Genomic DNA, 14075 nt, shown 5'->3' with positions numbered 1-14075 from the left:
ATGGCGCGCCGGCTAGATGCCGGCGCCGTCACCGACATCCGATGGGTCTACCGGCTTTTCGGGCCGGATTTCCGGCGCCATCACATGCCGCAGCAGCGGACGGATCAGGAAGTCCACCACACCCAGCACGATCGCCGCCCAGAGCGGCAGACCGAGAAGAAGGGCCGCGATGCCGATCAGCACCGCCGCAACCGCGCGATAGATCGTGACCTTGTCGCTCCACCAGGAGGTACGCGCGGCCTGCGATCCAGTCGTGCCGGGCGAGGCCATCGCAGCATGCTCGGTCGGCAGGGCGGTGACGATGCCCAGCGCCACCGTCTCGTTGGTCAAGGGATCGATCAGGATGAAGGAGCCGAGATCGCGGCTTTCACTGTACAGCGTCGCCACCAACGCCTTGTCCAGCCCGATGACCACCTTGCCGATTTCGTTCATCGACAGGGCATTGGCCGGCCGTGTCTGGAAGGTGTGGATGTCGACGGCCGCTTCCAGGCGGCGTATGGCCGCCGGCGACTGCGCGGTGCCGAGCCGCGCCACCAGCCGGGTGCCGCTGACCAGGGGCCTGTCGGTCAGGGACAGGATCTGCGCCGAGAATTCGCTGCGGGCGGCGATCCTGTCGCCGGGTCGTACGAGGACGTCGCCACGCGATATGTCGATCTCGCGATCCAGCGTCAGCGTTACAGCCTCGCCGGCCGAGGCGCGCTCGACAGGTCCGTTTGCGCCGTAGACCGTGTCGACAGTTGCCTCGCGCCCGCTGGGAAGGGCCAGGACACGCTCACCGGGCCGCACGCCGCCGCTGGTGATCTGGCCGCAGAAGCCGCGAAAGTCGAGGTTGGGGCGGTTGACGTACTGGACGGGCAGGCGAAACGCATCGCCCTCGGCCAACCGCTCGGCCTCGACCGTTTCAAGACGTTCCAGAAGCGTCGGGCCCTGATACCAGGGCGTGTTGGCCGACGGCGCGATAATGTTGTCGCCGTTCTTGGCCGACAGGGGGATGAAGCTGATATCGACGAAATCGAACGCCGGCAGCAGCGCCCGGTAATCCGCCTCGATACGCCGGAACGTCGCCTCGTCGAAATCGACGAGATCCATCTTGTTGACGGCGACGATGACGGATCGGATGCCCACCATGGAGGTGATGAAGGAATGCCGCCGCGTCTGCGGCAGGATGCCCTTGCGCGCGTCCACCAGGATCACGGCAAGGTCGGCCTGGCTGGCGCCCGTCGCCATGTTGCGGGTGTACTGCTCGTGGCCCGGCGTATCGGCGATGATGAAGGCGCGCCGGGCGGTCGAGAAGTAGCGGTAGGCCACGTCGATGGTTATGCCCTGCTCGCGCTCGGCGGAAAGGCCGTCCACGAGAAGCGCGAAATCCAGCGTCTCGCCGGTCGTGCCGAATTTGCGCGAATCGCGCTCCAGCGCCTCCAACTGGTCGTCGAAGACCGATTTGGTGTCGTAGAGCAGGCGGCCGATCAGCGTCGACTTGCCATCGTCGACCGAGCCGCAGGTGATGAAGCGCAGCAGCGAGGCGGCCGGCGCGACCGCCGGCGTCGGGGCGGATGCGGAGTCGTCGGTATCGATGTCGGCCAGGGGAAGGCTACGCACGGCACTCATCAAAAATAACCTTCCTGCTTCTTTTCCTCCATCGAGGCTCCGCCATCGCGATCGATGATGCGGCCCTGCCGCTCCGATGCGCGGGAGCCGCGCATCTCGGCGATGATGGCGTCCAGCGACCCGGCCTCCGATTCCACCGCCCCGGTCAGCGGGTAGCAGCCGAGCGTGCGGAAGCGGACGGACAGTTCTTCGACGCTTTCGCCGGGCTGCAGGGCCATGCGGTCGTCGTCACGCATGATGAGCGCGCCGTCGCGCCGCACGATGGGCCGCTTCGCCGCGAAATAGAGCGGAACCACGGGAATGTTCTCGAGCGCGATGTAGTCCCACACGTCGCTCTCGGTCCAGTTGGACAGCGGGAAGACGCGGAAGCTTTCGCCCTGCCTCTTGCGGGTGTTGTAGAGCCGCCAGGGCTCCGGGCGCTGGTTCTTGGCGTCCCAGCGATGCTCGGCGGAGCGCAGCGAGAAGACGCGTTCCTTGGCGCGGCTCTTCTCTTCGTCGCGGCGTGCGCCGCCGAAGGCCGCGTCGAAACGGTGCTTCGCCAGGGCCTGCTTGAGGCCCTCCGTCTTCATCACGTCGGTATGCACGCGCGAGCCGCTGTCGAACGGATTGACGCCCGCCGCCACGCCGTCCTGGTTGATGTGGACGATCAGGTCCACGCCCAGTTCCGCCGCACGCCGGTCGCGGAACTCGATCATCTCCCGGAACTTCCAGGTGGTGTCGACATGCAGCAGCGGGAAGGGCAGCTTGCCGGGGGCGAAAGCCTTCAGCGCAAGATGCAGCATCACCGCCGAATCCTTGCCGATGGAATAGAGCATCACCGGATTCTCGGTCGTGGCGACCGTCTCGCGGATGATGAAGATCGATTCCGCTTCCAGCTTCTGCAAATGGGTCAGGGGTGCCGTCATCTGTATCTCTTGCCCTTCTCAGGCGCGTTCGAAGGCCGCGTCGCCCACGGTGCCGGGCCGCCGCTGCGGGGTGCCGGCATCGTCGACATGCAGGCCGCATTCCTTGCGGGTCTCGTCTTCCCACCACCAACGGCCGGCACGCTCCGGCTCGCCCGGCCGCAATGCGCGGGTGCAGGGCGCGCAGCCGATGGACAGGAAACCCTGCGCGTGCAGCGCATTGACGGGCACATCGTGCTGCTCGGTGAACAGGCGGATATCCTCGCGCGTCCAGTCGAAGAGCGGATTGGCCTTGACGAGCCCGCGTGCCGCGTCGAAGGACACGAAGTCCAGCCGCTCCCTGTTAGGAGACTGGTCGCGCCTCAGGCCCGTGACCCAGGCGCTCGCCCCGTTCAGCGCGCGGCCCAAGGGCTCTACCTTGCGGACGCCGCAGCACGCCTTGCGCATGTCGGTGCCGAAATAGAACCCGTCGATCCCCTGGTCGTCGACCAGCGCCTCCAGCGCGTCGGCCTGCGGATATTTCGCCTTGATGCGGCGACCATACCGCTCTTCCGTCTTCTGCCAGAGCGCATAGGTTTCAGGAAACAGCCGCCCCGTATCCAGCGTCACCACCTCGAAGGGGAGGGCGTTCTCGAAAATCAGATGCGTCAGCATCTGGTCTTCCAGGCCGAGGCTGGTTGTGAACACACGTCGACCGTCGACCGACCCGGCCAGAAGCGCAAGGCGCTCGAGCGGCGTCTTCCCGGCAAAGCCGGTGTCGAGGTCCGCCGCCAGCTGATTGGCTGCCATGGCCATAACTCAACCCCGCGCCTTCGCGGCAAGCCGCCTTTGCAGGATGCTGGTGTCGTGGCCATAGCTCTGCTGGTAATGCAGGGTCACGATGTCGCGCGCCTCCTGCCACTGCTCCAGCGGCTGGCGCGCGGCCAGCTCATCCGGCAGCTCCACCTCGTCGAACCCGCAGGCGAGAACGTCCCGGAACTGGTCGGCGATCACCGGGCCACGGGCCCGCAACGTGCCGGTGAAACCGGCCCGGCGCAGGCGCATGGCAATGGACAGGCCGCGCCCGTCGGAGAAGCTCGGGAAGGCAACGGCAACCAGCGCGACACGGTCCAGATACGGACGGATCGCCTGGATGCCGATGTGGTTTTCCACCAGAAGGCCGATTTCGGCATTGCGGCCATCGGCCAGCGCCGCGTCGATCACCGTCAGGGGCACGAGAACGGGACCGTCGGCCAGCGACAGCGCCTCGACGGTCTCGACAGGGGCGAAACGATCGTCGCGCCGCCCATCCGCATCGATCAGGACGCTCATGCCGCTTCTCCCACGCCCGCTTCGCCGGCCACATAGGCCTGGAAGCGGCGCTTGAACGGGTCCAGCCCCGTCCGCTTCACGGTGGCGATGAATTCCTCGCCCTCGTGGCGCTCATTGAAATAGGCGTCCACGATGGCCTCGATGGCGCCCGGCACCTGGTCGGCGTCGATGCCGGGGCCGAGCCGCTCGCCCAGCGCGGCGTTCTCCGTGGCGTCGCCACCCAGCGTGATCTGGTAGTTTTCCTTGCCCGACTTCTCCAGACCGAGAATGCCGATATGGCCGACATGGTGGTGGCCGCAGGCATTGATGCAGCCCGAAATCTTGATCTGCAGCGGGCCGATCGCCTGCTGGCGCTCGGGTGCGGCAAACGTCTTCGAGATTTCCTGGGCAATGGGAATGGAGCGCGCCGTTGCCAGCGCGCAGTAATCGAGGCCGGGGCAGGCGATGATGTCGGTCACCAGCCCGGCATTGGCCGTGGCAAGGCCGGCCTTTTCCAATGCGGCATACACTTCCGGCACATCGTCCTGGCGCACATGCGGCAGCACGAGGTTCTGCGCATGGCTGACGCGCAGTTCATCGAAGGAGTAGCGCTCGGCGATGTCGGCGAAGGTCCGCATCTGCGCGTCGCTCATGTCGCCCGGCACGCCGGCGATGGGCTTCAGCGATACGGTCAGGACGATGTAGCCCGGCTGGCGATGCGGAAAGCTGTTCTGCCGCACGAAAAGGTCCAGCCCCGCATCCGTGCGGCGCGCCGCCTCGAGCCGCTCGGAGCGTTCGGGTAGCACCTCATAGGCGGGGGGCGCGAAATAGGCGCCAATCCGCTCCAGCTCTTCCCGCGGGGCGTTCACCGTGGGGCCGTCGAGTTCGGCGTACTCGGCCTCGACGCGGGCGCGGAACTCGTCCGTGCCGATCTCGTGCACCAGGATCTTGACGCGCGCCTTGTACTTGTTGTCGCGCCGGCCTTCGGCATTGTAGACGCGCATGACCGCTTCCAGATAGGCCAGCAGCTCGTCCTTGGGCAGAAACTCGCGGATCACCTTGCCGATCATCGGCGTGCGGCCAAGCCCGCCGCCCACGACGATCTCGTAGCCCGTCTCGCCCGTCTGCGGATGGCGCAGGATGCGGATGCCGAGATCGTGCACCTTGATGGCGGCGCGGTCATGCTCGGCCCCGGTGACGGCCACCTTGAACTTGCGCGGCAGCCAGGAGAACTCCGGGTGCAGGCTCGACCATTGGCGGATCAGCTCGGCGGTAATGCGGGGGTCTTCCACCTCGTCGGCGGCGACGCCGGCGAACTGGTCGGAGGTGACGTTGCGGATGCAGTTGCCGCTGGTCTGGATGCAATGCATCTCCACATCGGCCAGGAGGCCGAGTATCTCGGGCACATCCTTCAGCTTGGGCCAGTTGAACTGAAGGTTCTGCCGCGTGGTGAAATGCGCATAGCCCTTGTCGAACCGCTCCGCGATCAGGGCAAGCTGCCGGAGCTGCCTTCCGTTCAGCGTGCCGTAGGGCACCGCGACGCGCAGCATGTAGGCATGCAACTGCAGATAAAGGCCGTTCTTCAGGCGCAGCGGCTTGAACTCGTCTTCCGTCAGCGAGCCGTCGAGGCGACGACCGACCTGTTCGGAAAACTCCGCAACGCGCTGGCGTACAAACTCGGCATCGAATTCGTCGTAGCGGTACATCGTGTCCTACCTCTGCTGCGCTGAAGGAAAATCGGCCTGCTTGCCGATTTCAGGGTGGATGGACGGCCCCTTCTGGCGGATCGCCTCGCGGAAGTGGCTGGCGGCAGGAAACCCGTCCGCGTCGCGCTGGATGGCGACGAGATAGGGATCGACAACCAGATTGGCCTTGGCCGCCTCGGCGCCGCGCAGCACAAGGGCCTCGGCGGCCTGCGCTTCGTCGGCCACCAGCGCCTTTGCCGGATCGAAGGTCCATCCCGTGTCCGTCAGGAAGACGACTTCGCCATCGAGCAGATCGTTGGCGGACAGGACGACCGGCAGCTTCACGCCGTTGAACTTTTCGTCTGTCTTCTTGTCGGCCATTGTGCGGAACCTCGTCTTCTGGTTCCGTTCTAATTAAGCCATGCGGCGCAAGGCTTCGCCGATGGGTGTTCCAATCACCACCGCCGTGGAGAATGAATTTGTCGCCGATCGGCGCTGCCCCGCAATCTGGTTCGGATAAGCCCGCTTACAACGCCTCACCGCGCAGAAGCTTCGGGCCCTCCGGCTCGCCGATGCCGGCGGCCTGCCCGATGAAATAGCGCTTCAATGCCGGGGCCCGGTCGACAAGCGATAGCCCCAAATCGCGGATCGGGCGCAGCAGCTTATTGTCGTTCGAGAACAGGCGGTTGAGGATGTCGGTGGTCACACCCATCCGCAGCGTGTCGAAGCGCCGCCAGACCTGATAGCGCTCGAGCACGTCCAGGCTGCCGATGTCGAGGCCGAGGCGCGATGCGTCCACCACCGTCTCGGCCAGGGCGGCGGCATCCTTGTAGCCGTAATTGAGGCCCTGGCCCGCAATGGGGTGCAGGCCATGGGCCGAGTCGCCGACAAGGGCGAAGCGCGGCCTGACGTAATCGCGCGCCAGGCGCAGGCCCAGCGGGAAGGCGCGGGGCTTTCCCTCGACCGTCAGCGCGCCCAGCTTCAGGCCGAAGCGGCGCTCCAGTTCCGCTTCGAAGACGAGCGGGTTGGCGGCAAGGAGGCGCTCCGCCTCACGCGTGGGTTCGGTCCATACCAGCGACGACCGGTTGTCCGGCAAAGGCAGGATGGCAAACGGCCCGGACGGCAGGAAATGCTCTTCCGCGCGGCCGTTGTGGGGCCTTTCGTGGTGGATGGTCGCGACGATGCCGGTCTGGCGATAATCGTGGAAGATCGTGCGGATGCCGGCCATGTCGCGCAGCCGCGAATTGACGCCGTCGGCGGCGATGACAAGCCGCGCCGTGACGAGCGCGCCGTCCGACAACTCGACGCGGCGCAACCCGGCGGCCTCGCCGATGCCGGTAACGCCGACACCGTAGCGAAGGTCCACGCCCAGTGCCGCCGCCCGGGCGCGTAGCGGCCCGGTCATGGCCGGATTGGGCACCATATGGGCGAAGGGCTCGCCATCGCCGATAGCCCCGTCGAATGTCAGGAATACAGGTCGCACGGGATCGGACAGGCGGGAATCGGTGACGATCATGTCGTTGATCGGCTGCGCTGCCGGCGCCATTTCCTGCCATACACCCAGGCGCTCCAGCATCCGTGAGGCAGAGGCCGCCACGGCCGAGGCACGCCCGTTGCCAAGGCCAGCGGACTCCGGCGCGGCATCCACCAGAAGGATCGACAGACCGGGCGCATAGGTGCGGATGGCGAGCGCGGTGGTGAGGCCGACATAGTTGCCTCCGGCCACGACGATGTCGAAAGCTTGCGTATCCTGCATGGGCGATTCACCTTACCTTCCGGACAAGTCCATGTAGAGCATCGCGGTACGGGATGGAATGATGCACGATTCGGTAGCGACCCTGCTTTCGACGCTCGACCTCGAGCCGCTCGAGGAAAACCTGTTCAGGGGCCGCAGTCCCGATATCGGCTGGCAGAGGGTATTCGGCGGCCAGGTCGTTGCGCAGGCGCTGGTGGCGGCACAGCGCAGCGTCGAAGCCGGGCGTCCGGTCCACTCGCTGCATGGGTACTTCATCCGCCCGGGCGATCCGAAGCGCCCCATCGTCTACGAGGTGTCGCGGCTGCGGGATGGCGGCTCCTTCTCGACCCGCGTGGTGACCGCCGTCCAGCATGGCGAAGCGATCTTTACCCTGTCGGCGTCCTTCCAGCGGGCAGAGGAGGGGCTGTCGCACCAGGTTCCGATGCCGGCCGTGCCGGGGCCGGAAGACGTGCCTTACAAGGAACTGAACCGGCTTATCCTCTCGGATGCGCCGGAATCGGTGAAGCGGTACTGGCAGCGCCCGCGCCCGGTGGAATTCCGGCCCGTCTCGCTCGATCACTATCTGACCGACAACAAGCTGCCGCCGCACCAGAATATCTGGGTGCGGCTGGTGGACGACATCGGCGACGACCCTCATCTCAACGCTGCCGTCCTGGCCTACCTGTCGGACATGACCCTTCTCGATACCTCGCTGTTCGCCCATGGGCTTTCCGTGTTCGACCGGCGCATACAGGCTGCCAGCCTGGACCATGCCATGTGGTTTCACCGGCCGGTCCGTGTGTCGGAGTGGATGCTGTACACACAGGATTCCCCGTCGTCGTCCGGCGGGCGCGGCCTGACGCGCGGCTCGCTGTTCACGCCGGATGGGGTGCTGGTGGCATCCGTGGCGCAGGAAGGCCTTATCCGGCCAAGAAAGCAGCAACCTGCATAATCTTTGCACAATCTGGCCAAGTCGGCGGCAGGCCACCAGTGCCTTGCTGCCGCCAAATCAGGCTTCAAGTGGCCTGAATAAGGCGAAATCGCGGTAAAAGCGCTGTTTCGCACAAGCCTAAGGCAGTTGGCACGAGTCTTGTTTCACCTCTTAGCGTCATGAACCGGCGAGTGTCGGGGGACTGAACGCAAAGCGCGGGCGTCGCCTTAATGCGGGGCTTTCGCCAGATACGTCGAGGTGAACATGAAAATCGTGATGGCGATCATCAAGCCATTCAAGCTGGACGAAGTCCGCGAAGCTTTGACCGCGGTGGGCATCCAGGGCCTGACCGTAACCGAGGTCAAGGGCTACGGGCGCCAGAAGGGCCATACGGAAATCTATCGCGGCACCGAATATGCCGTCAGCTTCCTGCCGAAATTGAAGGTCGAGATCGCCGTGGCAAGCGACATGGTGCCGGCTGCGGTCGATGCCATCGCCGCCGCCGCCAAGACCGGCCAGATCGGCGATGGAAAGATCTTCGTCTTCGGCATCGAGCAGGCCGTGCGCATCCGCACGGGCGAAACCGACGTCAACGCCCTTTAAAGCCGGCGGGCGCCGCCGGTCGGCGCCTGATCTTCGGAACGCTTCAAGGAACGTCCAAACGATGCAGATACCAAAGATAGCCATGTCCGCCGCCGTCATCGGCGCCCTGTCCACCGGTGCAGCCTATGCGCAGGATGCCGCACCCGACGCCGCGGCCGCCGCGGCAGACCCCTATTTCTACGTCTTCAACACGCTTCTGTTCTTTCTCGGCGGCATCCTCGTCATGTGGATGGCAGCGGGTTTCTGCATGCTCGAGGCCGGCCTAGTCCGGTCGAAGAACGTGTCCATGCAGTGCCTCAAGAATATCTCGCTCTACTCGACGGGCGTGCTCGTCTACTGGCTGGTCGGCTACAATCTCATGTACTCCGGCGTCGATGGCGGCTGGTTCGGCCAGATCGCACCGATGACCTTCCCCGCCCCGTCCGCCGATACGGGCGACTATTCGCTGGCCACGGATTTCTTCTATCAGTCGATGTTCTGCGCCACCGCCGCCTCGATCGTCTCGGGCACGGTAGCGGAGCGCATCCGCCTGTGGCCCTTCCTGCTGTTCGTCGTCATCCTCTGCGGCGCGATCTACCCGGTTACGGGCGCCTGGCAGTGGGGTGGCGGCTGGCTGTCGGAGATCGGTTTCTCGGACTTCGCCGGTTCCACCCTGGTCCATTCGGTCGGCGGCTGGGCCGCATTGACCGGTGCGCTCATCATCGGTGCGCGCAAGGGCCGCTACGGTGCCGACGGCCGGGTCGTGGCCATGCCGGGATCGTCAATCCCGCTGGCGACGCTGGGCGCCTTCATCCTGTGGTTCGGCTGGTTCGGCTTCAATGGTGCCTCGCAGCTTGCGCTGGGCACGCTCGAGGATGCCGCCTCGGTGGGCCGGGTTGTCGTCAACACCAATACGGCGGCCGCGGCCGGCGTGATCGTGTCGATGGTCATCATGCAGATCCTGTACAAGAAGGTCGATGTCACCATGGCGCTCAACGGCGCGCTGGGCGGGCTTGTGGCCATCACGGCCGAGCCGCTGACCCCGACGTTCCTGTCGGCTGCCATCATCGGCGGCATCGGCGCGGCGCTCGTGGTCGTCACCGTGCCGCTGCTCGACAAACTGAAGATCGATGACGTCGTCGGCGCCATCCCGGTGCATCTCGTGGCCGGCATCTGGGGCACGCTTGCCGTCCCCTTCACCAACCCGGACACGAGCTTTTCGGCGCAGATCATCGGCATTCTGGCCGTTGGCGCCTTCACCCTCGTCGCCACCGGCATCGTCTGGTTCGCCATCAAGGCCACCATCGGCGTGCGCCCGAGCGAAGAGGAAGAGGCCCTGGGTCTGGACCGCGCCGAAGTCGGCGTGGAGGCCTATCCGGAATTCTCGGCCGCGCGCGTCTGACGCGCGTCCGGGGCTGTCGGGGCGCGTCGGCGCTCCGGCCATGAAACGAGGGGCAGGCCGTGCCGGCTACCGGCGCGGCCTGCCCCGAAACCAGGCTAAAGGTCCGCTGCAGCGGCGTCGGCGTTTCGGGGAGCCGCGTTTCCCCGCTCAAGGTCAAGACAGATGAAGATCGTCGTGGCGATCATCAAACCATTCAAGCTCGACGAGGTGCGGGAGTCGCTCATCGCCCTCGGCATCGAAGGGCTCACCGTCACCGAGGTGAAAGGCTATGGCCGGCAGAAAGGCCATACCGAAATCTATCGCGGCAACGAGTATGCCGTGAGCTTCCTGCCGAAACTGAAGATCGAGGTGGTCCTGCCGTCCGACGCGGTGGCAGCGGCCGTCGATGCCATAGCGGCATCAGCCAAGACCGGCCAGATCGGTGACGGGAAGATTTTTGTCTATGGCATCGATAGCGCCCTGCGGATCCGCACGGGCGAAACTGACGCCAACGCGCTGTAAGGGGACAGTTCAAATGAGATACTTGAAGTCAGTTGTCGCCGGCGGGCTCGGGGGCGTTCTCGCCACCGCCGGCATGGCGCTCGCGCAGGATACCGGCGTCGGGCCGGCCCCTGTGGAGACGGCGGTGGCCGTCATCGACAAGGGCGACGTCGCCTGGATGCTCATATCGACCGTGCTGGTGCTGTTCATGGTGCTGCCCGGCCTCAGCCTGTTCTATGGCGGCCTGGTGCGCGCCAAGAACATGCTGTCGGTCCTCATGCAGTGCGTGACGATCTGCGCCGTCGTGATGATCATCTATGTCGTCTACGGATACTCGCTCGCCTTCGGCGGGTCGACCAGCCCGTACTGGGGCGGCTTCGGCAAGCTGTTCCTGGCCGGCGTGACCGTCGACAGCACCGTCGCCACCTTCACCGATGGCGTGGAACTGCCGGAATACGTGTTCATCGCCTTCCAGATGACGTTCGCCTGCATAACGCCGGCACTGATCGTCGGCGCCTTCGCCGAACGCATCAAGTTCGGTGCGGTGGTTCTGTTCACCATCCTGTGGGTGACGCTCGTCTACTTCCCGATCGCCCATATGGTCTGGGACGCCAACGGCCTCATCTTCAACGGCCTGCATGCAGGCGGCGTCGCGGCGCTCGACTTCGCGGGCGGCACGGTGGTGCACATCAACGCCGGTATCGCGGGCCTCGTCGGCGCCTTGCTGGTTGGCAAGCGCACCGGCCTCGGCAAGGACATGATGGCTCCGCACTCGATGACGCTCACCATGGTTGGCGCCTCCATCCTGTGGGTGGGCTGGTTCGGCTTCAACGCCGGCTCCAACCTCGAGGCCACCAGCGGCGCGGCCCTCGCCATGATCAACACCTTCACGGCCACGGCCGGCGCCACCGTGGCGTGGATACTGATCGAGGCCCTCGCGCGCGGCAAGGCATCCATGCTGGGTGCCGTCTCCGGCATCATCGCCGGCCTCGTCGCCGTCACGCCCGCCGCCGGCCTGATCGGCCCCATCGGCGCCATCGTGCTGGGTGCGATCGCTTCCGCCGCCTGCTACTTCTTCGTGGCGGTGGTGAAGCCGGCTGCCGGCTATGACGACAGCCTGGACGTCTTCGGCATCCACGGCATCGGCGGCATCGTCGGCGCCATCGGCACCGGCATCTTCGTCTCGTCGTCGCTGGGCGGCATCGGCTATGCCGACGGCGTCAGCATGGGCGGCCAGGTCTATTCGCAGATCGTCGCCGTGGTCATCACCATCGTCTATTGCGGCATCGTCTCGGCGATCCTGTACAAGATCGTCGATCTGGTGATCGGCCTTCGCCCGACGCTGGAATCCGAGCGCGAAGGGCTGGACCTCACCTCGCACGGCGAGTCCGCCTACCACAGCTAGGCGCACGCCGCTGTCACACGCATGAGAAAAGGGGCGGGCGCCGGGCGCCCGCCCCTTTTTTGTCGATGTTTTCAAACGCGGCCGAAAGGCTTTTTCTCTTCGGTCGCAAGATCGGCGTAACGCTCGGGATGCCGCTCGAACTCGGCACGCACATAGGAGCAGGCGGGAACCACCTTCATGCCCTTGTCCCGCGCGAAGCCGACGGCGAAATCCAGAAGTTTCGCGGCGATGCCCTGTCCGCGCAGCTTTTCGGGAACGTAGGTGTGGTCAAACACCCAGGCGTCCTGGATGCCCGCGGGCGAATAGGTCAACTCGGCCCTGTCCTCGCCGTCTCCCGTTACGAAAAGGCCGCCTCGGCCCATGTCCTCATGCCTGATATCCATGCCCGTTCTTCCCGGTTGCGATAATCCTGTCCAACATTTACGGCCGGATCGCCGTTCCGCAGAACCTGATCACGACTTTACGAACAGGGTTAAAGGGCCTTTAACCTCGTTTGCCTAAAGTCGGGTATGACGGGCCTCCGGCTGCCGTTTCGCGGCCGTGCCCACCACACCGACCTGCCCACAAGCGGCTCGGGTCTCGTTGAACGCATGCCGGCTGGTCGTCGGCGGGCAACAGGACAAAGCGCGAATGACCATGGCTACGATCGACGCAGAAGACGAATTCGAAGGCAGGCAGCGGAGCGGATTGCTGATCGTGGGCGGCGTCGCCCTCATCGGCCTTTCGATCTATCTTGCTGCCGCGCTCGCCACCTGGAACGTGGGCGATCCGTCGCTGAGCCAGTCCAATTCGAACCCGGTGGGCAACCTTGCCGGCGCTTCCGGGGCCATCATCGCCGACCTTGCGATGCAGGTCTTCGGCCTTGCCTCTGTGCTGACGATCGTCCTGCCCTTCGTCTGGGGGCTCAAGCTGCTCGGCGGACGCAGGATCGACGGTGCCGGACGGCGCGGCTGGTTTGCCCTCGGTGGCACCCTGCTTGCCGCGACGGCGCTGGGCTGCATCGGCGCACCCGCCGGCTGGCCGCTGCCGATCGGCCTTGGCGGCATTGCCGGCGACATCGTCCTGAAGTTTCCGGCTCTCGTGACCGGGGCCTACCCTTCGGGCCTTGCCGGAAGCATCCTCGGCATCGTCCTGGCGGTGCCGGCGGCCTGGCTGTACCTGACCGGCCTGGGATTCATCGGGCGTACGCGCCGCGCAGTCCCCAAGGCGGCTGTTGCCGCCGCCGCGCCGCGCGCGCCCAGGACGGCCGACGAGATCGAAGACGAGGATACCGGCGAAAGCCGCTGGCAGCTTCTGGCGGGCGCAACCGCCCATCTGGCCTATTCGGTATGGTCCGGCATCCGCCGGCCGAAGGCCGATCAACGCCCCATCCAGCGCCGCGAGCCAGGTTCCGGCCCGGCCTGGCGTGAAGAGCCGTCCATGGCGGCAGCGACGCAGGCGGCGGTATCGGCCGCTGCCGTTTCGGGCCGCCCCCAGCGCGAGATCCGGGTGGTGGACACGCGGCCGCAGCAGCCGCAGTTCGATGCCGTCGATATGGATGGTTTCGACGATTATGGCTATCAGACGGTCGCAGCCGCGCCGCAGCCACGGGCACACCCGGCCGAGCGGCCCCAGCCGCCCCAGGCCGCCCCCTTCGACGAGGCCTACGATGTCGACGTCTTCGCCGAGCCGGCCACCGATCAGGACGCAGCCGCGCGGCGGCCCGTGGATACCAGCCGCGCCACGGTGCGCCATGGCCGCAGCGACTGGAACGGCTCCTATGCCGCTTCGCGCCTCGGCAAGAAGCGCTGGGAGCGCGACGACGAACCGTTCGATCCCGAAACGGGCGAACTCGGCTACGCGGCGGCGGACGGGCACGACGACCGGGCAGAGGACGCGTTCGACGGTTACGAGGACCTCGCACCCGACGAGCCGACGGTCGAGGAACTGATGTCCGACGCGCCGGCCAATTACGGCGATGCGCCACCTTTCGATATGGACGACGAGACCCAGCCCCTGCGCGCCGACGAGCGCCCCCAGCGCGAAAAGAGTGGCGGCTGGCGCGACTTCATCCCC

General features: G+C 66.0%; 14 protein-coding genes. 6 read left to right on the top strand and 8 right to left on the bottom strand.

Annotated features, from left to right (window positions below; genetic code table 11):
• Positions 1 to 12: 12 nt before the first annotated feature.
• The 7 genes from cysN to AUL31_RS16075 all read right to left on the bottom strand — a co-directional run bounded on the left by cysN (position 13) and on the right by AUL31_RS16075 (position 7241).
• Complete coding sequence (gene cysN, locus AUL31_RS16105) at positions 13 to 1608, bottom strand: sulfate adenylyltransferase subunit CysN (RefSeq protein WP_060609091.1); 1596 nt, start codon at positions 1606 to 1608, stop codon at positions 13 to 15.
• Positions 1608 to 2513 (bottom strand): sulfate adenylyltransferase subunit CysD, encoded by a 906-nt coding sequence (gene cysD, locus AUL31_RS16100; RefSeq protein ID WP_060609088.1) that lies wholly within the window; start codon positions 2511 to 2513, stop codon positions 1608 to 1610. The genes cysN and cysD overlap by 1 nt, the downstream gene beginning before the upstream one ends.
• 18 nt (positions 2514 to 2531) lie before the next feature.
• Positions 2532 to 3305, bottom strand: coding sequence for a phosphoadenylyl-sulfate reductase (locus AUL31_RS16095; protein WP_409359977.1), 774 nt, complete (start codon positions 3303 to 3305; stop codon positions 2532 to 2534).
• A gap of 3 nt (positions 3306 to 3308) precedes the next feature.
• On the bottom strand, positions 3309 to 3821 hold the full coding sequence (locus AUL31_RS16090) for a DUF934 domain-containing protein (protein ID WP_060609085.1): 513 nt from the start codon (positions 3819 to 3821) through the stop codon (positions 3309 to 3311).
• The gene (locus AUL31_RS16085; protein ID WP_060609083.1) at positions 3818 to 5506 is read right to left on the bottom strand and encodes a nitrite/sulfite reductase; all 1689 of its coding nucleotides are present in this window, start codon (positions 5504 to 5506) and stop codon (positions 3818 to 3820) included. Before AUL31_RS16085 ends, AUL31_RS16090 begins: the two co-directional genes overlap by 4 nt.
• Positions 5507 to 5512: 6 nt before the next feature.
• Positions 5513 to 5866: a DUF2849 domain-containing protein gene (locus AUL31_RS16080; RefSeq protein WP_060609079.1), complete on the bottom strand. Its 354-nt coding sequence runs from the start codon at positions 5864 to 5866 to the stop codon at positions 5513 to 5515.
• 145 nt (positions 5867 to 6011) lie between these two features.
• On the bottom strand, positions 6012 to 7241 hold the full coding sequence (locus AUL31_RS16075; RefSeq protein ID WP_060609075.1) for a ubiquinone biosynthesis hydroxylase: 1230 nt from the start codon (positions 7239 to 7241) through the stop codon (positions 6012 to 6014).
• A 61-nt stretch (positions 7242 to 7302) separates the two neighbouring features.
• Between AUL31_RS16075 and tesB the strand changes: the two genes are divergently transcribed.
• The 5 genes from tesB to AUL31_RS16050 all read left to right on the top strand — a co-directional run bounded on the left by tesB (position 7303) and on the right by AUL31_RS16050 (position 12020).
• Complete coding sequence (gene tesB, locus AUL31_RS16070; RefSeq protein WP_060609070.1) at positions 7303 to 8172, top strand: acyl-CoA thioesterase II; 870 nt, start codon at positions 7303 to 7305, stop codon at positions 8170 to 8172.
• A 243-nt stretch (positions 8173 to 8415) separates the two neighbouring features.
• On the top strand, positions 8416 to 8754 hold the full coding sequence (locus AUL31_RS16065; protein ID WP_060609067.1) for a P-II family nitrogen regulator: 339 nt from the start codon (positions 8416 to 8418) through the stop codon (positions 8752 to 8754).
• A 61-nt stretch (positions 8755 to 8815) separates the two neighbouring features.
• The gene (locus tag AUL31_RS16060; protein WP_060609064.1) at positions 8816 to 10135 is read left to right on the top strand and encodes an ammonium transporter family protein; all 1320 of its coding nucleotides are present in this window, start codon (positions 8816 to 8818) and stop codon (positions 10133 to 10135) included.
• Positions 10136 to 10297: 162 nt separating this feature from the next.
• On the top strand, positions 10298 to 10636 hold the full coding sequence (locus tag AUL31_RS16055; protein ID WP_060609061.1) for a P-II family nitrogen regulator: 339 nt from the start codon (positions 10298 to 10300) through the stop codon (positions 10634 to 10636).
• A gap of 73 nt (positions 10637 to 10709) precedes the next feature.
• The gene (locus tag AUL31_RS16050; RefSeq protein WP_060609271.1) at positions 10710 to 12020 is read left to right on the top strand and encodes an ammonium transporter; all 1311 of its coding nucleotides are present in this window, start codon (positions 10710 to 10712) and stop codon (positions 12018 to 12020) included.
• Positions 12021 to 12091: 71 nt separating this feature from the next.
• Here AUL31_RS16050 and AUL31_RS16045 read toward each other — a convergent pair whose 3' ends face one another.
• Entirely contained in the window at positions 12092 to 12403 is a 312-nt protein-coding gene (locus AUL31_RS16045) for a GNAT family N-acetyltransferase (RefSeq protein WP_060609057.1), read from the bottom strand.
• Between the two features lie 247 nt (positions 12404 to 12650).
• On the opposite strand from AUL31_RS16045, the gene AUL31_RS16040 reads away from it, so the two are divergent.
• A partial coding sequence (locus AUL31_RS16040; RefSeq protein WP_192842532.1) for a DNA translocase FtsK 4TM domain-containing protein occupies positions 12651 to 14075 on the top strand: 1425 nt, incomplete at its 3' end.

Source organism: Aureimonas altamirensis (assembly GCF_001463885.1).
Classification (GTDB): domain Bacteria; phylum Pseudomonadota; class Alphaproteobacteria; order Rhizobiales; family Rhizobiaceae; genus Aureimonas; species Aureimonas altamirensis.
Note: the sequence above shows the minus strand (reverse complement) of the source record. Positions and strands in the feature narration are given on the sequence as shown.

Bases quoted from the DNA above. Each gene is read 5' to 3' on its own strand.
- cysN (WP_060609091.1), bottom strand. From the start codon at position 1,608: ATGAGTGCCGTGCGTAGCCTTCCCCTGGCCGACATCGATACCGACGAC.
- AUL31_RS16050 (WP_060609271.1), top strand. From the start codon at position 10,710: ATGGCGCTCGCGCAGGATACCGGCGTCGGGCCGGCCCCTGTGGAGACG.
- tesB (WP_060609070.1), top strand. From the start codon at position 7,303: ATGCACGATTCGGTAGCGACCCTGCTTTCGACGCTCGACCTCGAGCCG.
- cysD (WP_060609088.1), bottom strand. From the start codon at position 2,513: ATGACGGCACCCCTGACCCATTTGCAGAAGCTGGAAGCGGAATCGATC.
- AUL31_RS16095 (WP_409359977.1), bottom strand. From the start codon at position 3,305: ATGGCCATGGCAGCCAATCAGCTGGCGGCGGACCTCGACACCGGCTTT.
- AUL31_RS16090 (WP_060609085.1), bottom strand. From the start codon at position 3,821: ATGAGCGTCCTGATCGATGCGGATGGGCGGCGCGACGATCGTTTCGCC.
- AUL31_RS16045 (WP_060609057.1), bottom strand. From the start codon at position 12,403: ATGGATATCAGGCATGAGGACATGGGCCGAGGCGGCCTTTTCGTAACG.
- AUL31_RS16055 (WP_060609061.1), top strand. From the start codon at position 10,298: ATGAAGATCGTCGTGGCGATCATCAAACCATTCAAGCTCGACGAGGTG.
- AUL31_RS16065 (WP_060609067.1), top strand. From the start codon at position 8,416: ATGAAAATCGTGATGGCGATCATCAAGCCATTCAAGCTGGACGAAGTC.
- AUL31_RS16080 (WP_060609079.1), bottom strand. From the start codon at position 5,866: ATGGCCGACAAGAAGACAGACGAAAAGTTCAACGGCGTGAAGCTGCCG.
- AUL31_RS16060 (WP_060609064.1), top strand. From the start codon at position 8,816: ATGCAGATACCAAAGATAGCCATGTCCGCCGCCGTCATCGGCGCCCTG.
- AUL31_RS16075 (WP_060609075.1), bottom strand. From the start codon at position 7,241: ATGCAGGATACGCAAGCTTTCGACATCGTCGTGGCCGGAGGCAACTAT.
- AUL31_RS16085 (WP_060609083.1), bottom strand. From the start codon at position 5,506: ATGTACCGCTACGACGAATTCGATGCCGAGTTTGTACGCCAGCGCGTT.